General features: G+C 59.2%; 22 protein-coding genes and 2 pseudogenes. 19 read left to right on the forward strand and 5 right to left on the reverse strand.

Annotated elements, in window-relative coordinates; translation table 11 throughout:
• The first annotated feature begins 23 nt into the window (after positions 1–23).
• Entirely contained in the window at positions 24–914 is an 891-nt protein-coding gene (locus ACX82Z_RS23065) for an ArdC family protein (RefSeq protein ID WP_032492525.1), read from the forward strand.
• Here ACX82Z_RS23065 and ACX82Z_RS23070 read toward each other — a convergent pair.
• Positions 911–1,228, reverse strand: a complete 318-nt coding sequence (locus tag ACX82Z_RS23070; protein ID WP_459912225.1) for a hypothetical protein — start codon at positions 1,226–1,228, stop codon at positions 911–913. The genes ACX82Z_RS23065 and ACX82Z_RS23070 overlap by 4 nt on opposite strands.
• A gap of 32 nt (positions 1,229–1,260) precedes the next feature.
• Between ACX82Z_RS23070 and ACX82Z_RS23075 the strand changes: the two genes are divergently transcribed.
• The 4 genes from ACX82Z_RS23075 (at position 1,261) to ACX82Z_RS23090 (ending at position 4,171) form a co-directional block, all read left to right on the forward strand.
• Positions 1,261–2,637 (forward strand): Fic family protein, encoded by a 1,377-nt coding sequence (locus tag ACX82Z_RS23075; protein ID WP_109614781.1) that lies wholly within the window; start codon positions 1,261–1,263, stop codon positions 2,635–2,637.
• 311 nt (positions 2,638–2,948) lie between these two features.
• On the forward strand, positions 2,949–3,293 hold the full coding sequence (locus ACX82Z_RS23080) for a DUF736 domain-containing protein (RefSeq protein ID WP_032492531.1): 345 nt from the start codon (positions 2,949–2,951) through the stop codon (positions 3,291–3,293).
• A 60-nt stretch (positions 3,294–3,353) separates the two neighbouring features.
• Positions 3,354–3,578: a hypothetical protein gene (locus ACX82Z_RS23085; protein WP_146201553.1), complete on the forward strand. Its 225-nt coding sequence runs from the start codon at positions 3,354–3,356 to the stop codon at positions 3,576–3,578.
• A 428-nt stretch (positions 3,579–4,006) separates the two neighbouring features.
• Complete coding sequence (locus ACX82Z_RS23090) at positions 4,007–4,171, forward strand: hypothetical protein (RefSeq protein ID WP_170125242.1); 165 nt, start codon at positions 4,007–4,009, stop codon at positions 4,169–4,171.
• A gap of 172 nt (positions 4,172–4,343) precedes the next feature.
• Here the strand turns inward: ACX82Z_RS23090 and traG are convergent, their stop codons facing one another.
• The 3 genes and pseudogenes from traG to ACX82Z_RS23105 all read right to left on the reverse strand — a co-directional run bounded on the left by traG (position 4,344) and on the right by ACX82Z_RS23105 (position 6,763).
• Positions 4,344–6,314 (reverse strand): Ti-type conjugative transfer system protein TraG, encoded by a 1,971-nt coding sequence (traG, locus tag ACX82Z_RS23095; protein WP_459912228.1) that lies wholly within the window; start codon positions 6,312–6,314, stop codon positions 4,344–4,346.
• Positions 6,313–6,510: pseudogene (locus ACX82Z_RS23100) on the reverse strand (conjugal transfer protein TraD); the annotation flags it as partial. The pseudogene ACX82Z_RS23100 and the gene traG, both read right to left, overlap by 2 nt.
• A 28-nt stretch (positions 6,511–6,538) precedes the next feature.
• Positions 6,539–6,763: a TraC family protein gene (locus ACX82Z_RS23105; protein ID WP_109614883.1), complete on the reverse strand. Its 225-nt coding sequence runs from the start codon at positions 6,761–6,763 to the stop codon at positions 6,539–6,541.
• Between the two features lie 214 nt (positions 6,764–6,977).
• Here ACX82Z_RS23105 and traA point away from each other — a divergent pair.
• The 14 genes and pseudogenes from traA to ACX82Z_RS23175 form a co-directional block, all read left to right on the forward strand.
• A pseudogene (traA, locus tag ACX82Z_RS23110) lies at positions 6,978–9,221 on the forward strand (Ti-type conjugative transfer relaxase TraA); the annotation flags it as partial.
• A gap of 363 nt (positions 9,222–9,584) precedes the next feature.
• Entirely contained in the window at positions 9,585–11,051 is a 1,467-nt protein-coding gene (locus ACX82Z_RS23115; RefSeq protein ID WP_280523582.1) for a BID domain-containing protein, read from the forward strand.
• Positions 11,048–11,581 (forward strand): conjugative transfer signal peptidase TraF, encoded by a 534-nt coding sequence (traF, locus tag ACX82Z_RS23120; protein WP_109614881.1) that lies wholly within the window; start codon positions 11,048–11,050, stop codon positions 11,579–11,581. Before ACX82Z_RS23115 ends, traF begins: the two co-directional genes overlap by 4 nt.
• Positions 11,502–12,740 (forward strand): conjugal transfer protein TraB, encoded by a 1,239-nt coding sequence (locus ACX82Z_RS23125; RefSeq protein ID WP_109614880.1) that lies wholly within the window; start codon positions 11,502–11,504, stop codon positions 12,738–12,740. The genes traF and ACX82Z_RS23125 overlap by 80 nt, the downstream gene beginning before the upstream one ends.
• Before the next feature lie 13 nt (positions 12,741–12,753).
• Positions 12,754–13,389: a TraH family protein gene (locus ACX82Z_RS23130; RefSeq protein WP_109614879.1), complete on the forward strand. Its 636-nt coding sequence runs from the start codon at positions 12,754–12,756 to the stop codon at positions 13,387–13,389.
• Positions 13,386–13,751 (forward strand): thermonuclease family protein, encoded by a 366-nt coding sequence (locus ACX82Z_RS23135; RefSeq protein ID WP_109614878.1) that lies wholly within the window; start codon positions 13,386–13,388, stop codon positions 13,749–13,751. Before ACX82Z_RS23130 ends, ACX82Z_RS23135 begins: the two co-directional genes overlap by 4 nt.
• Entirely contained in the window at positions 13,751–14,224 is a 474-nt protein-coding gene (locus ACX82Z_RS23140; protein WP_146201558.1) for a hypothetical protein, read from the forward strand. The genes ACX82Z_RS23135 and ACX82Z_RS23140 overlap by 1 nt, the downstream gene beginning before the upstream one ends.
• 173 nt (positions 14,225–14,397) lie before the next feature.
• Positions 14,398–14,592 (forward strand): helix-turn-helix domain-containing protein, encoded by a 195-nt coding sequence (locus ACX82Z_RS23145; RefSeq protein ID WP_109614876.1) that lies wholly within the window; start codon positions 14,398–14,400, stop codon positions 14,590–14,592.
• A complete protein-coding gene (locus ACX82Z_RS23150) occupies positions 14,592–17,978 on the forward strand; it encodes a helicase-related protein (RefSeq protein WP_109614875.1) in 3,387 nt (1,128 codons plus the stop codon). The genes ACX82Z_RS23145 and ACX82Z_RS23150 overlap by 1 nt, the downstream gene beginning before the upstream one ends.
• Positions 17,979–17,992: 14 nt before the next feature.
• On the forward strand, positions 17,993–21,286 hold the full coding sequence (locus tag ACX82Z_RS23155; RefSeq protein ID WP_109614888.1) for an Eco57I restriction-modification methylase domain-containing protein: 3,294 nt from the start codon (positions 17,993–17,995) through the stop codon (positions 21,284–21,286).
• Positions 21,287–21,496, forward strand: a complete 210-nt coding sequence (locus tag ACX82Z_RS23160; RefSeq protein WP_170125241.1) for a hypothetical protein — start codon at positions 21,287–21,289, stop codon at positions 21,494–21,496.
• 129 nt (positions 21,497–21,625) lie between these two features.
• Positions 21,626–23,137, forward strand: a complete 1,512-nt coding sequence (gene istA / locus ACX82Z_RS23165; protein ID WP_253126725.1) for an IS21 family transposase — start codon at positions 21,626–21,628, stop codon at positions 23,135–23,137.
• An 11-nt stretch (positions 23,138–23,148) separates the two neighbouring features.
• Positions 23,149–23,892, forward strand: a complete 744-nt coding sequence (gene istB / locus ACX82Z_RS23170; protein ID WP_427207147.1) for an IS21-like element helper ATPase IstB — start codon at positions 23,149–23,151, stop codon at positions 23,890–23,892.
• A 272-nt stretch (positions 23,893–24,164) separates the two neighbouring features.
• A complete protein-coding gene (locus ACX82Z_RS23175) occupies positions 24,165–24,494 on the forward strand; it encodes a hypothetical protein (RefSeq protein ID WP_459912232.1) in 330 nt (109 codons plus the stop codon).
• A gap of 52 nt (positions 24,495–24,546) precedes the next feature.
• Here ACX82Z_RS23175 and ACX82Z_RS23180 read toward each other — a convergent pair whose 3' ends face one another.
• Positions 24,547–25,263 (reverse strand): hypothetical protein, encoded by a 717-nt coding sequence (locus ACX82Z_RS23180; protein WP_459912234.1) that lies wholly within the window; start codon positions 25,261–25,263, stop codon positions 24,547–24,549.

Consider the following 25,263-nt stretch of genomic DNA (forward strand, 5'->3'; position numbering starts at 1 on the left):
AAGACGAGGCAAAGGAGATAGCCATGAGCGAAGCCCGCACGGATACCTATCAGCGCATCACCGACACCATCGTTTCCGCCTTGGAGGCCGGTACACGGCCCTGGATGCAGCCCTGGAGCGCCACCAACATCGGCAGTTCCTTCCCCCGGCCGCTTCGCTCCACCGGCGAACCCTATCGTGGGATCAACGTCCTCCTGCTGTGGATTGCATCGGCCGCCAACAACTTCCAGCACGATAGGTTCATGACCTACAAACAGGCGCAGGAGCTTGGCGGCCAGGTCTGTAAAGGCGAAAAGGGAACCATCATCGTCAAATACGGAACCGTGACCCGCAGCGTCGATAACGGACGAGGCGAGGATGAGGACCGGGAAATCCCCTATCTCAAGGGGTATACCGTCTTCAATCTCTCGCAAATTGACGGCCTTCCGGAAGATTTCTACGCCAAACCAATCCCCATGCCGGAAGATCGGCGCATCGCAGGCGCCGACCGGTTCATTGAAAACACCGGCGCAGTGATCCAACATCAGGGGGATCGGGCCTGCTACATTCCCGCGCTCGACATGATCAAAATGCCGCCGTTTCGGGCGTTCGAAAGCCCCGAGGCATATTATTCGACCATCCTGCATGAGGTCTCTCACTGGTCAGGATCGAGCAAGCGGCTTGACCGGCTCAAGAGCACCGACAAGCGGCATCACGAATACCATTTCGAGGAGCTGGTCGCCGAAATTTCAGCATGTTTCCTTTGCTCCGATCTCGAAATCACCGCTTCGGTCAGGCCCGAGAGTGCGTCGTACCTTGCCAGTTGGTTGGCCGTCATGAAGCAGGATAAGCGCGCCATCTTCCGGGCCGCTTCCAAGGCGCAAGCGGCGGCCGACTACCTGCACTCGCTTCAAGAAAAAAGGGCGGCCGCTTAGGCCGCTCTACCCTTGGTGGTCGGAGCCCTGCACTCGATTCCCGTACCAGCATATGCTAGGTTAACAGACAGAAAATATTGAGGATTGTCATGGCACACGCTGTTCGTCACACCACTGAACTGACCGCCGAGGAATGCATCTTGGCGCTTGCAAAGCAGCACGGAATTGTCGCGGCTCGTACCGAGCTTGACGATTGGGCGGACGATGTAACGCGCCTGGCTGGTGATGATGTCGCGTTTGATGAGGTCCAGGAAGTCGTTGTCGCCTTGCGCAAGGCGGGAGTCATCAACGGTGTTGAGTTGACCCGTCTCCATTCCCGATATCTTGATGAACGCCAAGCGCGAGGATGACGTTTGATCCGTTCGGCGATTTTGCCACACGAGGATATCTGCGAAATCATGCCGGGCAAAAGGACATGGCCAAGGTCAAAGACCTTGAGCATGATGCCTTTCGCGGCAATGTCGAGCGTGCCTTGCACAACCTTAGTCGCGTCGAGCGACTTTCATTTGAGGACGTAAAGAAGACGCACGAAACCTTGTTTGGTGACGTCTATCCGTGGGCTGGTCAGGACCGCTCCCAGAACGCTCGAGATCTCCACGTCACGAAAGGGGCCGTGGAATTCATGTTCGCCTCGCATGTCGGCCGAGGCGTCGACTATGCCTTGGGGCAGGGCAACGATGCTGCCACGATGCGCGAGAAACCCGGCGAGGTGATGGGCAATCTCGCCTATGCCCATCCTTTCCTTGATGGGAACGGCCGCACGATCATGACGGTGCATACCGAGCTTTGCCGTCGCGCGGGTATCCACATCGACTGGTCGCAGACCAACAAGAACGATTATCTCAATGCCCTCACGCGAGAGCTGGAAGCTCCCGGCAAGGGGCATCTCGACGCCTATCTCAAACCGTATGTGCGCTCCGGCGCCATCGATCGGGCTCAGTCGGCCGATGCGCTGCGCGGCCTACCTGGGCTTGGTCCCGAAGAAAAGACCATGACCGGCCAACCCATCCTTCCGGCCCGCACACTCGACTCTGCCGTTAGCAAGACGGACCTCGACAAGGCCCTGGAGCAATCCGACTATTTCCGTGAAACCAGCCGCAACCTCGACCGAATGGCGGCCGGGGTCTACCGCGATCCGTCCAAGATGCTCGACGCGGTTCGCGAAACCGCCATGAGCGGCAAGATTGGCGATCGCGACGTAATTGCCCGCCTCAGTCTCGATCCGGAGGCCTATGGCCCATACAAGGGCGCAGGCGGCGTCTTCTCCAGCCGTGAGGAACGGATGGACTACCGTCGAGCCATAGCAGGACGAACAGGCCTACGTGGTGTTGCCGATGATTACATTTCGCTGGTGCATGGCATCCGTCAGACCCTGGCCCAGGAAAAGCATGAGCTGGCCGAGCGCGGCAAGGTGGAAATCGCCCAGCCAAGCGCCGCGCTGATGAGCGCGATCGAGAAGAAGCAGCCTCTTTCCGACGACCAGAAAACCGAGTTGAGCAAGTCCATTCGTTCATTCGAGAAGCGGTTCGGTGACGATATCGGCAGGCTCAGGACGGCTCGCAACCTCGCGCCGATCGCCGAGAAACATGGCGCCAATGAACAACAGCTTGCGACCGCGCGCACAGTCCTGAAAACGCTCGACAAGGGCGATGCTCAGGTGCGCAACCAGGCCCGCGAACTCAACCAATCGCAGTCGTTAGGCAAAGGCGGACCAAGCCGGTAATCCCGCCGGCGTCGTCATGTTTGGGGGAGGGTGTCGATCAGCCCCTTGCAATACCCCTTGTATGTCCACGAATTACCGGTGATGGGAAGCTAAGAGCGGTGTTCCGCACCACAACCGCGCCTATCTACGATTTTCCCCGGCATCACCACCCCACCCGACATGTCGGGCGGGGACCCCGGTTCGGCCTTCCTCGCGAGACAAAATCGCGTCCAGTCCCGGTCCTTCGCTGACGCTACGGCCTTCGGTGTGGTCCGGCCCATATCCGCTCTTTGAAAGCTCCCATCGGCAACTCGCTAACAAGGAGCATCACAATGACCGACACCCTCGCAAACTTCATCCAGATCGACGGCAAGAAGATCACCGGCAACATCGCCACCCTCTCATTCGACATCGACGTTACCGGCGAGCCGGTTACCAGCGACAACGAGAAGGCCCCCAAGTACCGGCTGTTTGCACAGAGCCCGCGGGGCAGGCGCGTTGAAGTTGGCGGCATCTGGGAACGGCTCAACGCCGACGACAAGCCCTACCTGGCGCTGACACTCAACACCGGGCACTCCCGCTGGTACGCGAATCTCGGCCGCTACCCCGGTCAGGACGATGAGACGCTGATGGCGGTCATCCCGAACGATTACCTCAACAGCGAGCGCCGGTCCTAACGGACCGGCCTTGCCTCGGCTCAGCCGCTTCGGCGGCCGAGCCGATCGGCGGAGGCGATCATGACGGCGAACGACAACACTCAACAATTCCGCATCGAGGTCCAACGACCGGACGGCCAGATCGATTGCTACCCCTGTCTTCATCCCGAACAGATCGGAGAAGTGCTTTTTTCAATCTTCGGGGCAGGGGAAGCGGCAATCGGAACGCTAATCCACGTCTACGATCACCAGAGCTGGCGACCAGGCTTCACCAATCGGCCTCTTTGCAGATTCCGGGCGCTCTAAGATCCGCCCCTTGTTCGACGCGCCGCAGGCCGTCGAACCTACCGAGTGGGACACGAGGGGCAGACGCCCCTCATCCCGACACCTTCAGGACGCCACGCGGCGCAGTTGAGGGCAAGGGCGGTTTACCGGGACCGGAGCCACGCGCAGGCGCGGTAGCGGTGAGCATGGCGAGGACCAGCCCCTTGCCGGAAACGAGCAGTGTTGCCGAACCGTTGCAAGGGCAGGGGAGCGATACGGAGAGGTATTCTCTCTCTCAACATGGGCCGATGGTGCCAAGCCGAATGTCTTGCGTCAACGACAGACGGTACCCCCAATTTGCTTCGCAAATCGGCTCCCCCATCTGCCCTTCGGGCCGCCCAGGGGCGGTCATTGACTCAAGCCCTTCACCTTGGCGCCGAACCTTTGTTTTCAATCAAAGGAGCAAGGCAATGACGACCTACGATCACATTCAGGAACTTCGCGCAGAGCTGGCGGCATCGCTGGACGCCGGCGAGCGGCAGCAGATCGCGGCCGAGCTGGAGCAGGCTATGGTGCAGCACGCGGCGGAAAAGGCCGTATTTGACGCGCTGTTCAGCGCCGAGCCGCCCCGCTAGGGCGGCTCAAACAAACGGGCTTCCGGCCCTTTGCGGTTTTCCAGCCCGGAGGGCCGGAGCCCGGTTCCTACTTAGAACCGGGCGGAGCAGGTGGAGGCCTGAACGCGCTTATCCAAATTGCGCCGAAGAGAAGGCCGTAACCTGTGGTAAACCGCAATGGGGCGGCTTCCGCTTACGCGCCAGCGTCCGCCTTTGACTTTGGGGAGAAATTGGACGCACCGACCCTCGAGGCCATTTCCTGACGGCGGAAATAGATCGACCGGCCGCAGCGGATCGGCGGGTTGCCGCTGGTGAAAATGATCTGCTCGTCGGTCCGCATTTGCGTGACCTCATAGGGCAGGATCAACGCGCGTTGTGTCAGTTGCTTGGAGCGCGATCGACCAGTTCGCCCGCCATTGGTGTTGCGGCTGACTTGATCGACTTCGATTGTCGTCTGGCCGCAGCGCTTGGAAATGTAATCGGCGGTGTCCGTGTCATTGACGGCCGAGAAGGAGACCCAGGATGCGGATTCGAACCATTTGCTGGTCGCATCGCGTCCGCCAAATGCTTCGCGCATCTGGCCGAGGGACTGGAACAGCATCAACAGGGTAATGCCGTACTTCCGGCCCGCATCGCGGGCCGTTTCGATGATCCGCATGTAGCCAAGGCGCGCGGCCTCATCGAGGAGGAAGAGGGCGCGTTCGTTGATGTCGCCATTGCGATTGTAGACGGCCTTGAGGAACGCACCGATAATCACACGGGCCATGCCCGGATGATTTTCGAGGGTCGATAGGTCGATGTTGATGAAGATGGTGTGCGCACCGTCGGCAATGTCTTCGGTCTTGAAGGTGGCGCCGGATACGAGAGCCGCATAGTTGTCGTAGGACAACCAATGTGTCTCCTTGGTAGCAGTCGCATAGACCCCGGAGAACGTCTGTTCGGTCATGTTGATGAAGGGGGCAACGTTCTCCCGCACGAAGCGGGAGGAGGTGTTTCTGTGAATCTTTTCGAGTTTCTTCTGCAGGGTCTTTTCCGGTTGGGCGAGCCGCTTGCGAACCATGCGCAGCGATTTTTCGCCAGTGCGCAGCTCGTCGTCTTCCTCGTCCTCGTCGTCATCTTCCAAGGGCTCTTCACTCAGCATCACGTCCGCGATGATCGCGGTTATGAGCTGTTCGGCCGTGGTGCGGAAAAAGTCATCGGAGCCGGAACTGACACGCGGCTTTTCGCTCATCAACCATGCCGCGACGGAGGCGATATCTTCCTCGGGCGAGTTGCCGTGTTGCCCGATCCAGTCGAGGACGTTGAACCCGACTTCGGGTTTCCGGGGGTCGAGCGTGAACACGCGCTGGTAATTGCTGCGCCGGTGCGCAGTGACCATTGGCGCGATCTCGGTCGAGGGATCGAGGACGATCAGTGTCCCTTTGAATTTGAGCGCGGTCGGGATCACAACCGATGTCGTCTTGAAGCCGCCCGATCCGGCGAAGACGAGCCCATGGGTGGAGCCGAACCCGGCATCAAAGCAGAGCAGGGGCGCTTTCCCGCCCTTGCCCCAGGTGTCCTTTCGGCGGGGATCAAAGCCGACCTGGCCGACAGTATCCTTGTCGGGGCGATAGTTCTCGCCAACGACAATGCCGCCCGACGCCGGGAACAGTTTTGCCGCCTGCGCATCACTCATCCAGTCATTGGCGCCATGAACGGCGCGGGCTCCACTCAGCCGTTTCGGGCCGGTTGAGCCGAACGCCATATTGCCTCGCATAGCGACCTTGAGGCCGAACAGTGCGGAGCCGAGCGCGACAGCGGAGCCGCCCAAGGTGTAAAGGTCGAGGTAGTTGCCAATCTGTCCATCGGGCACCCAATCGATCATGGACATGATGCGCGTTGTTTCGCCAATCATACCAATTGCAGCGACGGCCGCGCCGCCCAAGAGGACGCCAAGGCCTGCCGACTGAATTGCCAATGATCCTCGTGTCGCAAGCAGGAAGATGATGCCGAAGGCAGCCGCCGTCACATAGGGGAGGGCCAATCCGATGCGTCCGAGCGTCTGATAGGATTCCGGCGTCTTGCCGAATCCGGCCACCCAGGTCTCAATCCCGTTCATCGCGAACAGGATTGCCAGCAATACCGCGATCGGGGCGCTCATCAGCGCCAGCTTCTTTGCTTCCATTCTCGAATGCCTCCTTGCCGCGAGCGGCAAATCGCGCCCGCTCCGTTTCGTCGTTCAGCCGTTCGGCGGCTTCAAGAAGCGCGCCGAGGATAACGGCTTTATCGACATCGCGAAGACCGGCTTTAACGACCAGGCCGCCAAGCTGGATTTTCTCACGCGTGTCTTTCTTCCGCTCGTCGCTGGTCGCTGATTGCAACTGCCGCTCCGTCCTGGCGATCCGGGCGCTAAGCCGTTTTACCGGGCTGTGCGCGCGCGGTCTGAAATCGGGCAGCCACTTCCTTCATGGCCTTCACAAGATCGGCGTCACTCGCTTCGATCTCATGAAGCCCCGCCTTGATGGCCAGTGCTCCCAGGCGATCAGCCTCTTTTGCTTCTGCCTCTTTGAGCTCCTGTTTCAGGCGCTCCATTTCGGCTTTGATCTGTGCCGGGGTTTTTGCCTTCCTTGCCATTCGTTGATGTCTCCAAGTTGTTGTTGCCGTTCTGTTTTGCCTCATGGGTTTGCGAGAGGCAACCCCTTCCCGCCGATAGGCGGCAACTTTACAAAGCACCGGCTTGCCGGTACATGTTTTGGTCTGTGATTAACAGCGCAGTAATACGTTGCTTCGCAACGTCGCTCAGAAAGCGCCCTTTGTTGGGGCGCTTTGCTCACCGGAGGTTCGCTCTTTGGCGATCACGCACTTTACGCCACAACTGATCAGCCGGGGCGAAGGCCGCTCGGCTGTCGCGGCTGCGGCGTATCGCCATTGTGCTCGTATGGAGAATGAACGCGAGGACCGGATAGCGGACTTTTCCAACAAGTCCGGCATGGTACATGACGAGTTCGTGCTGCCGGAGGATGCCCCCGAGTGGGCAAAGGCCATAATTGCGGATCGGACAGCGGCCGGGAGCGCCGAGGCGTTCTGGAACAAGGTGGAGGCGTTCGAGGTTCGCAAGGATGCGCAGCTTGCCAAAGAGTTCATCATGGCATTGCCGATCGAGCTGACGACGGAACAGAATGTCGCTTTGATGCGCGACTTTGTTACCGGACAGATATCGAAGCGGGGGCTGATTGCCGATTGGGTCTATCACGATGCACCGGGCAATCCGCATGTGCATCTGATGACGAATCTTCGGCCGCTCACCCATGACGGTTTCGGTGGCAAGAAGGTGGCCGTGCTGGACGAGAACGGCAGGCCCCTGCGTTCAAAGAACGGCCAGATTGTTTACAAACTATGGGCCGGGGATAAGACCGATTTCCTCGCATTACGCGAAGCGTGGTACGCGGCGCAGAACAAGCATCTGGAATTGAACGGCCATGACGTTCGCGTCGATGGGCGGTCCTATGCCGAGCGCGGCATAGAGCTTGCGCCAACCTCGCATATCGGTGTTGCCAGCAAGGCAATACAGAGGGAGGCCGAAGCAGAAGGGCGCGAGGCGAAGCTTGAGCGTCTGATGCTGCATGCGGCAACACGGCGGGAGAATGCCGAGCGGATCGCGGCCAAGCCGGAGATCGTCATCGATGCCGTTTCGCGTGACCGGAGTGTTTTCGATGAACGCGACATTGCGAAACATCTTCATCGCTATGTTGACGACGTGGGCGAGTTTCAGAACCTCATGGCGCAGATCATGGCGAGCCCGGAGCTTGCGATGATCGAGGCGGAGGGCGTTGACTTCGCGACAGGGGAAGTTCTGCCGAACCGTTATTCAACGCGGGAGATGATCCGCGTTGAATCGGAAATGGCGTCCCACGCCGAGGTGCTTTCTAGCCGGGGCCGGTTCGGTGTTTCTGCCACAGTCCGCAACGAGGTGCTGGCTGCGCAGAGCCGTATTTCCGACGAGCAGCGGATCGCGATTGAGCGCATCACGGGCAATGAGCGTCTTGCCATGGTGGTCGGCCACGCCGGCGCCGGTAAAACCACGATGATGAAAGCGGCCCGCGAGATATGGGAGGCGGAGGGCTTCAAAGTGGTGGGCGGGGCGCTCGCTGGTAAGGCTGCCGAAGGTCTTGAGAAAGAGGCCGGTATCGAGAGCCGGACACTGGCCTCATGGCAATTGCAGTGGCAGCGCGATCGGCTTCACCTGGACGACAAGACCATCTTTGTCATGGACGAGGCGGGCATGGTTGCCTCTCGTCAGATGGCAGATTTCGTTTCCGAGGTTTCCCGTTCCGGAGCAAAACTCGTACTGGTCGGTGACGCCGGTCAGTTGCAGCCGATCGAGGCGGGCGGCGCCTTTGCCTCGCTTTCCAACATCACCGGCTATGCCGAACTGGAAACGATCTATCGCCAGTTCGAGGACTGGATGCGGGAAGCTTCCATGAGCCTCGCGCGCGGCGACGTGGAAACGGCATTGACTGCCTACAACGATCGCGGCCATGTCATCGAGACGGCCACAAAGGACGAGGCGATTGCCGCGCTCGTGAAGGATTGGGTGGCGGACTACGACCCGAACCGTTCGAGCCTGATCCTTGCCTACATGCGGCGCGACGTGCGGGCACTCAATGATCTTGCGCGTTCCGCTCTTATCGAGCTCGGTCAGCTTTCCGAGGGTCATGAATTCCGGACCGCCGAAGGTGCGCGCAATTTCGCAGCTGGCGATCAGGTCGTATTCCTGAAGAACGAAGGCTCCCTTGGCGTCATGAACGGCATGATCGGGCGCGTGGTGGACGCCGGGAAGGGCCGTATCGTCGTTGAAGTTGGCGAGGGGGGGCGTGGCCCCGGCAGTTCACGCAAGGTCGAGATCGATCAGCGGTTCTATGCGAATGTCGACCACGGCTACGCGACGACCGTACACAAGAGCCAGGGCGCGACCGTCGATCGCGTCAAGGTTCTGGCCTCGTCGATGTTCGACCGCCACCTTTCCTATGTGGCGCTTACCCGTCATCGGGAGAGTGTCGAGCTGTATGCGTCAGCCGACGAGTTCAAGCGGTATTCGCGCGTCGATCATATGGCCGGCATCACCGGCAAGATGGTCGATGCAGGAATGGCGAAATTCCGCGAGGGAGAGGACGTGGCGCCGTCGCCCTACGTGGATCTTCAGGACCGGAACGGATCCACGCATCGCCTGTGGGGTGTCAGCCTTCCCAAAGGCGTCGAGCAGTCCGGAGCATCCATTGGCGATGTGGTCACGCTTCGCAAGGATGGCACCGAGCAGGTCATCGTCAAGGTTCCCGTGATCGATGAAGCGTCGGGCAAGAAGCATTTCGAGGAACGTGCTGTCGAGCGGAATGTCTGGACGGCGGCAATCGTGCAGGAAACCGATCCGGTTGCACAGCGGATCGGGGCGGCCGCCATGTTCGCCAAGCCGGGGCGCATCGATCATGCCGCCGGTGTGACCGGCGAGCTGGTCGAGGCAGGAGAGGCGAAATTCCGCGATCGTGAGGACGTTGAGCCGACACCCTATGCCGACCTCAAGGCGGCCGATGGAACGGTGCATCGGCTATGGGGCGTCAAGATACCGAAGGCACTCGAGGAGGCGGGAGCATCCATTGGCGATACCGTTACCTTGCGCCGAGACGGGACCGAGGACGTCAAAACGCTGGTGCCGGTTGTGAACGAAGCCACCGGAGCGACCCGGCTTGAAGAGCGGACCGTTGAGCGCAACGTCTGGACCGCTGTCAGGATCGAGACGGCCGAGCAACGGACAGCGCGGCAGGATAGCACCTCGAAGGAGCAGCCGTCGCAAGTGTTTCATGCTCTTGTCACGCGCCTATCCCGATCAGGAGCGAAAGGGACGACGCTCGATTACGCCGGGTCCAAGCTCTACGACCAGGCCTTGGCCTATGCGAACAATCGCGGGCTCTACGGCATCCGCGTGGCAACGGCGCTGGCGAAAAATCATGCGCGTTGGATCAAGGATCAGCGCGCGCGCCTGGCCGCCGCCGGCGCGAAACTCGCCAGCTTCATCGAGCGGTTCGGCCGCAACCAGTCCGCCCGTTCCATACCGGCCGCTCAAACTCAGCCTTGGTTGCGCGGTGTCGCGACCTGGGCACAATCCATCAGCCAAGCAGTGGAGGCTAAAGTGCAAGGTGACGCGACCCTGACAGTCCATTGGACTGACATCAACGACCGCATGAAGCTGATCTATGAGAAGCCCGAGGAGGCGATGAAGGCGATGAATCTAACGCCAGCCCTCAATGGCAATGACTCAGCCGCCAAGGCCGAGCAGAGCCGTATTCACGACCAGCTCGCCAACAATCCCGAAGCTTATGGCGCGCTACGCGGCAAAACCGGCTTGCTGGCGTCAGGGGCGGCCAAGGCCGAACGGCAGCGCGCCGTCGGCAATGTCGCGCCGCTGCGCAAATCCATGCAGGATTATATTCGCCTGCGAGCTGAGATCGCGGATCTCCGGACGGTGGAATTGAGCCGCGAACGTGACCGCCAGCGCATCGACATACCGGCAATTTCCAGTTCGGCCGAGCGCGTTCTCGAGCGTGTCCGCGACGCGATCGACCGCAACGATATTCATTCGGCAATGGGCTTTGCCCTAGCCGACAAGATGATCAAGGCCGAGATCGATGACCTCAACAAAAGCCTCGACAAAAAGTTCGGCAATCGGGCGTTCAGGGGCGGTGCGGAGCCCAAGGGCAAATCGTTCGATGCCGCCGCTGCCAAGGTCGCGCCCGGCGATCACGCGAAACTCGCCAGCGCATGGCCGATATTCAACGCAGCGCAGAAGCTTGCCGCCCATGAAAAGGATCTGCAGCAGCAACAGGCCCGCACGCAAACGCAGTCTCGCAACCCGGGCATGACCCGATGAGCAGACGGCGCAACGCCCTTGCGATTATCGGCGCCGGCGCGCTTCTGATCGGTGGCATTGCCAGCGCGTTTGCGTTCGGCGGCTACCGGATCAACTTCACCCCATCCTATCCCCTCGGGCTTTGGCAGATCGAGCCATTGAACCGGGAGATCAGGGCAGGGGACCGCATATTCATATGCCCGCCCCAGGGCGCGGCCGCAGCACTTGCGCTGGAGCGGCATTATCTGCCCCGCGGTCTTTGCCCCTCCGGGAGCGGGCCGCTCATCAAGACGGTTGCGGCAGTCGCCGGTCAGGCGGTCGAGATCGACGGCCAGGTTCTCGTTGATGGCAAGCCTTTGTCGTCCTCGCGTGTCCTCAAGGCTGACGCTGAAGGTCGCGCCATGCCGATCTTTGCCGGAGGCAGGGTCAGCGAGGGCACAGTGTTCCTGCATTCGGATTTTGTTGGTTCTTATGATTCAAGATATTTCGGCCCAATCCCCACGTCCGGCGCGCTTGGCCTCGCGCGAGAAATTCTCACCTTCACCCCGTAGCATCGCCGTTGGCGCTGCTTTCGTCGCCGGTGGCATCATCACCGGCGCCGTCGGGTGGAGCGGCCATGCCCTGGCATTCCCGGTTGGCGTTGCATTTCCAGCACTTTGGGCATTCGCGCCCTCGCGAACCGTCGCGGCGCTTGTGGCGGCCGCCCACTTCCTGGGCGCCGCGCGCGGCCTTCCGGTCGGAACGTCGATTTTCTTTGGCGAACAGCTCGCCATCGGGCTTGCGTTCTGGATTGCCGCATCGATCCTCTTCGTTGCGGTCCATGCCGCGCTCTGGACAGCCAGGGGCGGTTGGCATCGGCCGCTGCGCTACGCGATCGCGGCCATCCTCATGAGCATCCCGCCCTTCGGCATCACCGGATGGGCAAGCCCGATCACGGCGGCCGGAATCTTGTTTCCAGGGTGGGGATGGTTCGGATTGGCAGCAACTGCGATCGGCCTGCTCGTCATGACGACGAGAGCCTGGCCGATCGCCGCGTTCGTCCTGGGAGGATTTTACGCTTGGTCCACTGCAACGTGGACGCCACCAGCAGTACCGAAAGGGTGGGCAGGGATCAACACCGGGTTCAAGTTCACGGCGGCCGGGCAATATGCCGATTACGCGCAGCATCTTGAGACAATCGCCCTGGTGAAAGAGGCTGTAGGGCAGGGAGCAAAGGCCGTGGTCCTGCCTGAAAGCGCCCTTGGCCTTTGGAGCCGGACCACCGAGCGGCTTTGGCTCCGCGAACTGGCGGGCGTCGAGGTCAAGGTCAATGGCGGTGCGGCCGTCATCGATCCGATCGGCTATGACAATGTGATGATGGAGATCGCGCCGGAAGGTTCGCGGATCCTCTATAAAGAGAGAATGCCGGTCCCGGCATCGATGTGGCAGCCCTGGCTGGCTTTGACGGGCGAGGGCGGAGGCGCGCACGCGCATTTCTTTGCCAATCCGGTTGTTGAGTTCGCGGGCTTTCGCGTGGCGCCGCTCATCTGCTACGAACAATTGATCATCTGGCCGGTCCTGCAATCCATGTTGCATGACCCCGATGTGATCGTTGCCACAGGCAACGGCTGGTGGATCGGAAACACCAATATTGTCGCAATCCAGAAGGCGAGCGCAGAGGCGTGGGCCTCGCTGTTCGGCCTTCCGCTGGTGATGGCCTTCAATACTTGAGAAAGGAGCGGGCATGATCGACGCGGCTTTGATTCAACAATGTGCCGATCCGCGCTTGAGCGTCGAGATCGTTCAGAAATTTGTCGAGGAAGTCGGCGCCGCCGATCATCTGACGGTCACGGTGAAGAGCGGCCAGCGGACGTTCGCTGTTCCCAAGCCGGCCACGGCCGAAGAAGCCTTGGCGCTGACGCAACAGCATGTGGGCCAGGCTGTGGTTCGCGTCGGGCTGACGCAGTATCCGGCCGGCCTCGGTGTTGCCGACAAGAGCGAGCTGAGCATCGACCTGTTCGACCCTTGCGAAAATCTCCGCAGGGGCACGGCTCTGTTCGGCAAGGTCTACCGCATCGTCACGAAGTGGTACGGCAATCCCCGGCCGGAGGCGTTCGATGACGCGATATGGGCTTATGGCACCGGCATCTTCGAGGGGGAGCGCGTGTTCTATGCCGACGATCCCGAAGACGTGAAGGTTGCGGAGCCGGAGGCGGCCGAGGCTCAGGAGGCCGAGGGCGAGCAGTCGGCAGAGACTGAGGTAGGCGAGGGGCCTTCAGAACCCCCGTTCAAGGACGAAGACCCGAACAAGGCGAGCATCCGGATCGATCTGTCCGGTATCAAATCCCACAACACGGAGCCGAAGACAGCAGGCCAATGAACAGCCATATCATCGTCACCATCATGCTCTGCGCCGTGCAGTGCGAGCCGACAGAAATCCGCATCTGGGACGGAGACACGTTCCGCGTCGGGAGCCGCGGCGGCGAATCCGTGCGGATCTTCAATATCGACGCGCCGGAGATCGAGGGGAAATGCCGCTTCGAATCCGACCTGGCGCAGCAGTCCAAGCAACGGCTTGCTTCCATCCTCCAGGATGGCAAGGTGGAGATCCAGCGGCAGGATACTGATCGCTATGGACGCACCTTGGCGGGCGTTCGGGTCAACGGTCAGGACGCCGGCGACATGCTTGTGCGGGAAGGCCTGGCCCGCACATGGAGCGGGCGACGGGAGCCGTGGTGCTGATGGCGGATTACGACACGATCAAGGACCGCTTTATCCTGGTCAGCCCGGACGAGGCGACCATTCATGTTGTCAGCCGGAAGCTGTTTCATGAGGTGATGGGTGGCGTGGCGGCGCTACCCCAATGGGCCGGACTGCGGTTCAAGTCTGCCAAGGTGCTGATCGCCTACAAGGGCGACTTGCCGCTTATCGTTGCCGTTGCAGAAGGGCGGATCGAGCAGCTTACCGAAACAGGCGTCATCGATGCTGATTTTAATAAGCTGAAACTTGCGTCGAAATTGAAGACCGCCTTCAGGGACAAGGCCCGTCCGCAAACCGGCTCCCATCCCTTCGCGCAGCGCGTCGTGGATGCGACGAGCTGGGAGTGCAATGAGGAAGCGGACGCGGACATCTTTTGGCGCCTGACGGAGTATTTCATCGAAGGGAAACGTGGGCAGTCTGTGGTCGCCCAGATCGATGTTGAATTGGTAGCCTGATCGGCGGGAAATGGAAGACTGTGGGTTCGAGCAAGGGGAGGCTCATGAACGATTGCCCTTACTTCGCGGCGTTCCCTACGGTTGCCGTTCGAAGTCGCGCTCGCTCCTGCTTGCGGTTTCCGTAATTTTCCTCCATTTTCCCAGTTCTGCTCCTCGGGGGGGCTATCACGCCAATGAGCAACGACATCCTGACGATCCGAGAGGTCGCCGAGTACCTCAAGATCAATGAGAAGACGGCCTACCGTCTCGCGGCAGAAGGGAAACTCCCCGGGTTCAAGGTCGGAGGCGCTTGGCGTTTCCGAAAGGATGAGATCGAGAGGCTCACTAAGGGCCAGAATACGCGCGATGAGAGCGCTGGAGATGCTTGATGCCGCGTATTTTTGACAACATCGAATCGGGTCTTCTTCCCGCACTTCGACAGACGCTTTCGATATCCGAGCGGGGAGACTTCTGTGTTGGCTACTTCAATCTGCGAGGCTGGAAATCGGTAGATGATTTAGTTTCTGCATGGCCAGGCGGAGAAGGAAGCCAATGTCGCCTACTTGTGGGAATGCAACGTCTTCCGCAAGAGGAACTGCGGATTGGGCTCGGAACCGGTAAGGAAGATCATACGCTCGACAACCAGTCGGCACTTCGACTGAAGAGAAGATTGGCGGAAGACTTCCGTGTTCAGCTAACCTTGGGCATGCCAAATAACGCCGATGAGGCCGGGTTGCGGCGGCTTGCTAGTCAATTGAAATCGAAGCAGGTCACGGTTCGGTTGTTCCTGAAACATCCCCTGCACGCGAAGCTCTATCTCCTTTTTAGGCCAGATCCGAACAACCCGATAACCGGCTTTCTAGGTAGCAGCAATCTTACTCTCTCCGGCCTTTCGAAGCAGGGTGAGCTGAACGTCGACGTTCTCGATCACGACGCCACGGAGAAACTCGCCAAATGGTTCGATGACCGTTGGTCGGACCGCTGGTGCATCGATATCACGGAGGAACTGATCGAGGTCATCGAGGACAGTTGGGCGCGAGAGGAGCCGCTCGATCCTTACATGATTTACGTCAAGATGGCCTACCATCTGGCGCAGGAAGCGCGCGCAGGACTCAATGAATTTCGAATACCACCGGAGTTTGGAAAACGGCTTTTCGCTTATCAAGAGGCCGCAGTCAAAATCGCCGCTCATCATCTGAACAAACGCGGTGGAGTCCTCATCGGCGACGTTGTTGGCTTGGGCAAGACATTGATGGCTACTGCGCTCGCCAAGATATTTCAGGACGATCACTTCACAGAAACACTCATCATTTGCCCGAAGAATCTGGTCAAGATGTGGGAGGATTATGTTGCTGAATACCGTCTCCTTGCAAAAGTGCTCTCGGTCACGCGGGTTACGCGAGAACTGCCCGATCTTCGGCGATATCGCGTCGTCCTGATCGACGAAAGCCATAATCTTCGCAACCATGAGGGACGAAGATATCGAGCGATCCAGGAGTATTTGCAGGAAAACGAAAGCCGCTGCATCCTCCTGTCAGCGACACCGTACAACAAGACCTACGGCGATCTTTCCAACCAGCTTCGTCTTTTCGTCCCCGAGGAACAGGACATCGGCGTTCGTCCGGAACGACTGTTGCAAGACATCGGGGAAACGGAATTCATTCGGCGCCACCAATGCCCCGTCAGATCCCTCGCGGCTTTCGAGAAAAGCGATCACGCTGATGATTGGCGGGAGTTGATGCGCCTCTACATGGTTCGTCGCACGCGAACGTTTATTCAGGACAACTATGCTCAGATCGATCCCGCCAACGGTCGCAAGTTCCTAACGTTCGAAGACGGTTCGCGTTCCTATTTCCCCGAGCGTGTGCCGCGTACTCTTCGGCTTAATATCAACGACAAAGACACCGGCGATCAATACGCGAAGCTTTACGCCGCGCCGGTCGTGGACGCGATCAATCTTATGCATCTGCCGCGCTACGGCCTGGGCAACTATGTCGCGCCGAAGCCGCACAAGCCACCGACGCCGAATGAAGCGAAGCAACTTGACGACCTTTCCCGTGCGGGCAAGCGCCTCATGGGTTTTTGTCGCACCAACCTGTTCAAGCGCTTGGAAAGTAGTGGTGAGGCGTTCCAGCAATCGCTAGAGCGCCACGTCCTGAGAAACTACATCTTCCTACATGCCATCGAGAACGAACTTCCTTTACCACTTGGTACGCAGGATGCCGGACTCTTAGATACCGCGAATTACGACGAGGATGTCGACGATCAGAGTGCCGATGCCGAGCTGTTCGCAGAAGGCGAAGATGAGAATACTCAGGACGCCGAAGCACTCGACTTGCGCGACGAGGCGGCCTTTCGAGCGCAGGCGGCGGAAACGTATGGGCTCTACGCCACCCAATACAGGAAGCGGTTCAAGTGGCTTCGTGCCGACCTTTTTGTGGCTCAGCTGAAAAAGGATCTGGCAACCGACAGCGCACGGCTCCTGAAGATCATTGACGATTGCGGCCAATGGGATCCGTCGAAGGACACCAAGCTCGCGTCTCTATTCGACCTGCTGACCAAGAAGCATCCCAATGAGAAGATCATGATCTTCTCGCAATTTGCCGACACGGTTCGCTATCTCGAGCGACAGTTGAAGGCAAAAGGCCTCAAGTCGATCGCCGCGGTGTCGGGCGAAACATCGGATCCGACCAGCTTTGCGTGGCGTTTCAGCCCCGGTAGCAACAACAAGCGCGACAAAATTAAGCCCGACGAAGAGTTGCGTGTCCTGATCGCTACCGATGTACTCAGTGAAGGCCAGAATCTTCAGGACGGTGCGATTCTGGTGAACTACGACCTGCCTTGGGCGATTATCCGTCTCATTCAGCGTGCGGGCCGTGTTGATCGCATCGGACAGAAGGCTGAGAAAATCCTCTGCTATTCTTTTCTTCCGGCTGATGGCGTCGAACGCTTGATCCAATTGCGTTCGCGTGTCCGCCAGCGTTTGAAGGAAAATGCCGAGGTCGTAGGGACCGACGAAGCGTTCTTCGAGGATGAAGGCGAACGCGAAGAGCTTGTCGATCTTTATAACGAGAACGCTGGTATTCTGGACGGCGAAGCAGATACCGAGGTCGATCTCGCCTCGTACGCCTATCAAATTTGGAAGAATGCGATCGACGCGAACCCGGCTTTGCAGAAATCGATTCCTGAGCTTCCGTCCGTTGTCTATTCCACGAAGGCTTACACGCCCCAAGACGGGCGCCCGCACGGCGCGCTGGTCTATATGCGTACAGCACAGGGTAATGACGCTCTTGCCTGGGTCGACCAGGACGGCGCCAGTGTCACCCAGTCGCAGTTCGAAATCCTGAAAATCGCGGCGTGCGAGCGGAACACACCCGCCTTGCCTCGGCAGGAACAACACCATTCAATGGTTGCAAAGGGTGTCGAGCACATTGCTGCAGAGGAGAAGCAGGTTGGTGGGCAACTTGGTCGCCCTTCCGGTGCGCGCTTCCGCACCTACGAACGCCTTAAGCGCCATGCCGACAAGGTAAAAGGATCTCTGTTTGATCTACCCGAGCTCGGCAAAGCCATTGAAGAAATTTACCGTTTCCCGCTGCGCCAGTCGGCGACCGATACCTTGAACCGACAGATGAAGGTGGGCATCAATGATGACAAGTTGGCCGAATTGGTTTTGGCGCTACGTGAGGAGGATCGGCTTTGTCTGATCCAAGATGAGGAACACTCCGGCGAGCCGCAGATCATCTGCTCGTTGGGGCTTGCGCGTCTGACGGCGTGACGAAGGGGCTGGGGATGGACTTCAACGCCGATGATGCCAGGAAACTGCTGGAGCAATTCGAGTTCGGAAAGCTCTTCATTGAGGAATTAGGATGGGATCGGCATAGCGCCGACCTGTCCATCGCAACCTCGAACGCTACGTTCGCTCTGAAAGCCGTCGCCGAAAAGCGCGGGATGGTTGCCTGGGTTTGTCAGGCGCCAGTCGACCAGCAGATCCCGGACCGCGCCACGCGAAAGAAAATCGAGATCCAAGTCGCCAAGACGACACTTGAGCACCTGATTATCTTCATCGACGGGAAGCGTGCCGAGCAGATATGGTGCTGGGCGCGGCGCGAGGCCGGCAAGCCCGCCTCGGTTCCCGAGCACTTTTGGTATGCCCCATCAGGCAATAGAGGCTTCCTGCAAAAGCTGGAAGCGATTGCGTTCTCACTCGCCGAGGAGAGCACCCTTACGCTGGTCGATGTCACGGCGCGCGCTCGCGCTGCCTTCGATGTCGAGCGCGTCACAAAGCGTTTCTACGATCAGTTCACAAAGGAACACACGGCCTTCCTCGGCTTCATCAGCGGCATCACCGAGGTCGCGGATAAGGAATGGTACGCCTCGCTGATGCTCAACCGCTTGATGTTCATCTATTTCATGCAGCGGAAAGGCTTTCTGAACGGTGAGCGGGATTATTTGCGCGACAGGCTAGCTCGCTGCCAACGTGAAAATGGCCAAGACAGATTCTATTCCTTCTATCGTTATTTCCTCCTGCGCCTATTCCATGAGGGGCTTGGCGGCAGGGAACGGAGCCCGGAGCTCGACAAGCTCCTCGGCCGCATCCCCTATCTGAACGGTGGCCTCTTCGAAAAGCACCCGATCGAGGAGCGCTGCCCGGACATCAAGATCCCGGACGAAGCCTTCACGCGCATCTTCGCCTATTTCGACCGCTATCAGTGGCATCTCGACGAGCGCCCGCTGCGCAACGATAACGAGATCAATCCGGACGTTCTCGGCTATATTTTCGAGAAATACATCAACCAGAAGCAAATGGGGGCCTACTACACGAAGGAGGATATCACCGAATACATCTCGAAAAACACGGTGATCCCTTTCCTCTTCGACGCCGCAAGGGCCAAGTGCAAGGTGGCCTTCGAAAACCCGGGTGGACCGACGATCTGGGATCATCTGCGCGACGATCCCGACCGCTATATCTACACCGCCGTCAAGCACGGCGCAGTACAAGCGCTTCCGCCTGAGATCGCGGCTGGCGTCGAAGACGTTTCGGCCCGCACGCAATGGAACCAGAAGGCGCCGGCCGACTTCGGCTTGCCGACGGAAATCTGGCGTGAGGTCGTGGCACGGCGCACTCGTTATGCAGAAGTCCGCGCAAAACTGGCGGCGGGCGAAGTCCGCGAGATCAACGATCTCATAACGCTCAATCTCGACATCCGGCAGTTCGCCCAGGACGTGATCGAGCGTTGCGAAGGCCCGGATCTGCTGCGCGCCTTCTGGAACGCGATTGAGGGAGTCACCGTTCTCGATCCAACCTGCGGTTCTGGCGCGTTCCTGTTCGCCGCGCTCAATATCCTCGAACCGCTCTACGAGACGTGCCTCGACCGGATGGAAGCCTTTGTTGCCGATCTTGAGCGCTCGGCTGATGGCCACGCGCCAAAGAAGTTCGAAGACTTCAAAGCCACACTGGCAAAAGTCGGCGCGCACCCGAACGCCCGCTATTTCACGCTGAAGAGCATCATCCTGAACAACCTCTTCGGCGTCGATATCATGGAAGAGGCGGTCGAGATCTGTAAGCTCCGCCTGTTCCTCAAGCTTGCTGCCCAGGTCGATCCCGATCAGAAGCAGGAAAACCTCGGTATCGAACCGTTGCCGGATATCGACTTCAACATCCGCGCCGGCAATACGCTGGTCGGCTACGCGACCTATGCCGATGTGAAAAAGGCGCTGACGAGCAAGCTCGATCTTGATAATTCGTTGGAAACAATCACGGCTAATGCCGCTAAACTTCAGCAAACGTTTGATGCGTTTCGAAAACGACAAGTAGAGGGTGACGGCCCCGTTCCGCTTGAAGACAAAATAAGACTTCGAGAACAATTGGCGTCACTGGAAACTGCGCTTAATCTCCACCTTTCTGCTGATTACGGCGTCAAGAAGCAATTTGAAGGCAACTTGAGCGGGTGGGTAAAGACGCATCAGCCGTTTCACTGGTTCATAGAGTTCCATGGGATCATGAGCCGGGGCGGCTTTGATATAGTTCTAGGAAACCCGCCCTACGTCGAGTACAGCAAGGTAAAAAAGGCATACTCGGTTAGAAACTACCAAACGGAAGCGAGCGGCAATCTTTTTGCCATGTGCGGAGAGCGATCTTTTGACCTATCTCCAAACGGTCGATCTGGGTTGGTTCTCCCTGTTTCAGCAATTTGTACGGATCGAACCTCATCGTTCCAGGAGCTTCTGTTTAAGCGGGATTCGATTTGGGCTTCGTCGTTTGATGTCTTCCCTGCTCGGCTCTTTGAAGGAGCTGCGCAGCGGCTCGCAATAATAATTGCCGAGAATCGTCTGGCAAACAAACGAGTTCGGATGCAGACGACTGCCTATAAGCGATGGTTTGCGGCTGAGCGCCAATATTTGATGGAAGGGTTGTTTTATCTGGACGTCTCTGAAAGCGCGTCGGTGACCTGGATACCGAGAATCGATAGCTCCTTAGCCATTGACATACTGAAGAAGCTGACGGGAAAGAGCATCAACTACTTTATGCGCGATAAGGGTGCCGCACCAATCTACATCCACCGCATCATAAATAACTTTGTGAAAGCTGTCGATTTCGCGCCTCTCTTCAAAAGAGAGGGAGAGGCTGAAACGGTTTCACCCGATTTTAAGAAGCTCTATGTCGACAATACCTATCGTCGGAGCATTTTATCGATATTGAATTCAAACGCGTTTTACTGGTACTGGCGATGCCACGGTGATGGGTTCCACTGTGGGTTTAAAGAGATTGGACGGTTTCCAACTCAGATAACGGGACTTTCGGAACCACAAGTAACGCGCCTTGAGGTGCTTGGACAACAAATGTCCGACTCGCTGCGAAGAAATTCGGCAATCAAGGTGAGAAACCAGAAGAAGACGGGGCGTATTGAGCTTCAGACATTTTCATTTCCCCCGTGTAAGCCGGCATCGGATGCAATTGATCTTGAAATTGGCCCTGTACACTACGGTTTGAGCGATGTCGAAATTGACTACATTGTGAACTACGACGTTAAATATCGAATGGGACAAACAGAGGAAAATGACGGCAGTGAGGAGGAAGATTGATTGAGGATCGCTGTTCTCGCATGGGGCTCGCTTGTCTGGGATCGTCAGAAACTGGCGATTGCCGACGACTTCGACCCGAGCGGCCCGCAACTTCCTGTTGAATTCTGCCGCATCTCGGGAGGCGGGCGGCTCACTTTGGTGATCGATTGCGGATTCCGAGCTGAAGCCGGCCGGCATTCCGATCAATTACCGGCCACCGTTCCGATTTGAAGCCGGCCACGATTCCAATCAATTGTCGGCCGTTTTTCGGCTCTAACGATACCCCCTGGGTCAGCAACTTTGGCATCAAGCCTCCCGGTACACGAGGAGATTTTGATGCCGGCGAAGAGAAGGCTGACCATGAGACAATTACGACAGATGCTCCGGCTTGCCGGAAGCGGAACAAGTAGCCGCGAGATTGCGGTGGTGCTCGGCGTTGCGCGCAGCACCGTGCAGGACAATCTGAAGCGGGCGGCGCTAGCGGGCTTGGCCTGGCCCTTGCCCGGCGAGCTGACCGACGATGCGCTCGAACATCGTCTTTTCGCCCGCGCCGGGGTCAAGCAGGGCCAGCGGCGAAGGCAGGAGCCTGAATGGGCTGAGCTTTCGATCGAGCTGAAGAAGCCGGGCGTGACGCTTCTGATCCTCTGGGAGGAATACCGCAGCGTCCATCCCGACGGTTACGGCTATAGCCGCTTCTGCGAACTGTTTCGCGGTTTCGAGCAACGCCTGTCGCCGACGATGCGCCAGGAACACGCCGCCGGCGACAAGGTCTTCGTCGACTATTCCGGAAAGAAGGTGCCGATCGTCGATCGCAAGACCGGCGAGGTCCGGGAGGCGGAACTGTTCGTTGGCGTGCTCGGCGCGTCGAGCTACACGTTTGCCGAGGCCACCTGGACCCAGACGCTCCCGGACTGGATCGGCTCGCATGTGCGCATGTTCGCCTTCTTCGGTGGCGTGCCCCGGCTGATCGTGCCGGACAACCTGAAGTCCGGCGTCAACCGCGCCAGCTTTCATGATCCCGAGATCAATCGCAGCTACGGCATGATGGCGTCCCACTACGGTGTCGGCGTCCTGCCGGCCCGGCCGCGACGCCCGAAGGACAAGGCCAAGGTCGAGAACGCCGTGCGCTTTGCCCAGAGCTGCATTCTCGGCCGCCTGCGCAAGCAGACCTTCTTCTCGCTTGCCGAGGCCAATGCCGCGATCGCCGAGATGCTCGCGCGCATCAACGATCATGTCATGCGCCGGCTCGGCGTCAGCCGCCGGCATCTCTTCGAGACGGTCGAACGCCCAGCCCTCGCAACCCTTCCCGCAGAGGACTACGAGTTCGCCGAATGGCGCTTGGCGCGGGTCTCGACGGATTATCACGTCGAGTTCAAGAGCTTCTTCTATTCCGTCCCGCACGGCCTCATCCGCCAGCAGGTCGATATCCGTGCCACCGCCCGGATGATCGAGATATTCCACCGTGGCAAGCGCATCGCCGCGCATCAGCGCCGCTATGGGGGGCCGCGCTTTGGCACGGACCCCGATCATATGCCGAGTTCGCATCGGCGCTACGCCGAGTGGACACCGGATCGTTTCCGGCGCTGGGGCGCGTCGATCGGTCCCGAGACCGAAGGCCTGGTCACCGCCATTCTCGCCAGCCGGCCACATCCCGAACAGGGCTTCAGGACATGCCTCGGAGTCCTGCGCCTCTATCGCGATCTTCCCCGCGAGCGCGCCGAGGCTGTGTCGGCGCGTGCCGTCGAGATCGGCGGGCTGACCTGCAAGACCATCACCGCACTCATCGCCACCCACAAGTCCAACAGGCATTCCACCGAACCCGCCGCCGTCATGGAACACGCAAACCTGCGCGGCCCCGGCTACTTTCATTGAGGACCAAGACAATGCTGACCAATCCCACCATCGACATGCTGCGCGAACTCGGCCTCTCCGGCATGGCAAGCGCCTATCACGAACTCGAGGCCCAACCGGAAGTGAGGAGCCTCGAGCATGGCGAATGGCTCGCTCTCCTTCTTGAGCGCGAGGCGACGACGCGCCGCCAGAAGCGCTTCGAGGCGAGAGCCCGTGCCGCCAGGCTCCGCCATGACGCCCAGGTCGAGAACATCGACTTCCGCGCCGCCCGCGGCCTCGACCGCAATCTGTTCCTGAAGCTCGCCGGCTGCGACTGGATCAGGCATCATCACAGTCTCCTGCTGATCGGACCCGCCGGCGTCGGCAAGAGCTGGCTGGCCTGCGCGCTCGGACACAAGGCATGCCGCGAGGACTTCTCCGTCGCCTATCATCGCCTGCCCAGGCTATTCGCCACCCTTGCACTCGCGCGCGGCGACGGCCGCTACCCGAAGGTCCTCAAGGCACTCGCCAGAACCGACCTGCTCATCCTCGACGATTGGGGTCCCGAGAAGCTCAACGACGAGCAGCGCCGCGATCTCCTCGAGATCATCGAAGATCGCTATGAGAAGCGATCCACCATCGTCACCAGCCAGGTGCCCATCGATCATTGGTACGACATGATCGGCAATCCGACACTCGCCGACGCCATCCTCGATCGCCTCGTCCACAGCGCCTACCGCATTGAACTCAGCGGCGAGAGCCTGCGAAAGCAGCGCCACACTCCATCCGCCGCTTGACCGCACGACAAACAGGAGCCATTCAAAACAACGACCCAGGGGAGCATCGACTGGCCGGCTTCAAATCGGAATGCTGGCCGGAATGAAATCGGAACAGGTGGCCGGCTTCGTTTCGGAATCAATGGCCGGCTTCATCGGAATACGCAATCGATGAAGCTTTCGGCCCCTTCTGCACCACCTACGCGGCCCGAAGCAGTTTCACTGATCTAAATGCGGCGCTTGAGAACCTTTGGGTGCGCGAGGGGGCGGCGGGAGAACCTCTTCCAAGAGATATGCAAAATCAGGGGCGAGTAGGTTTTGTCGACATTTCGTCGGGCCGGCAAAGCGGCAAAGCCATTGAACGCCACCCACAATCTGTCGCAGCGATCACGGCTTGGGCGAAGGCGAACGGCTATGACGCGGCGATCTGGACGGCGCTCGCAAGCAACTTCCATGAGTCGGAAAAGGCCGGCGAGCCTTTTTCAGCAGAAGCCGCGATCCGCTATCTCGAAACACTTGATGCGCCAAAGATCGATGCAGCCCTGAGCTATATTAGTGGAGCGCCTCTCGAGGTTCAGACTCCGGTGCGAGTGGCAGTTCAATTACGGTGGCCGGAAAGATGAACACTGCCCGAATCCTCAAATGCGGGGAGTGCGATATGTCATGTCGTTAGTTCTACATCTCGATCCAGAGGTGATCAATCCTGATACCAACGAGCCCAGCACGCCGAGTATGATCAGACCGGAACGATGCGATTTTGGATGCGGCATCATGCTCCATGAGCGCTAGCTTGTCGGCAACCGACCAGCCGTCGATAGTATCGCTCTCCAATCCCTCAATCCATTGGTCAAGCTGCGCAGCCCAGGCGAGAATGTCGCGATCCTGCACATAGCCGATCATTGCGGCATGTGCGTGGGAAGCGGCATGATGGCCCGCTTTAAAGCGCTGGATGCCGCCTGCGGTATTGAACCGGCTGTAAAGATACTCGCGCTCGTCGCGCTCGGCCCCCGACGGTGTAGGCAGCCGCTTGCACTCGATTGGAAGAAGAGTCTGATATTCGGTATATTCGCGGCCTTCGATCCAAATCACCGACCCGCTCGGCGCCACCGCAAGGTCGATTGAGCGTCGACCGTCTGTCTCATCCGGTTCTTCCCGTTTGAACTGCAGGAAATCCCAGCCTGGGGTATGACGGCTCACGCTGGTGAGGCGCGAGCAGAGTTGCGCCGTTAGCCCGGTCTCGCCGCTCTGGGCGGGTCTTGCCGGATCATCGCGCCACTGCGGCAAAACGCTACCAATGAATCCAACCAGCGAGTTGAACCATTCACCGGGAAGATGAGCTCCGGTGTCAAGTGCTCCCGCATGCGTTTGACGTTCTCCTTCATCCGCCAGCAC

This window comes from Aliihoeflea sp. PC F10.4 (genome assembly GCF_054612275.1).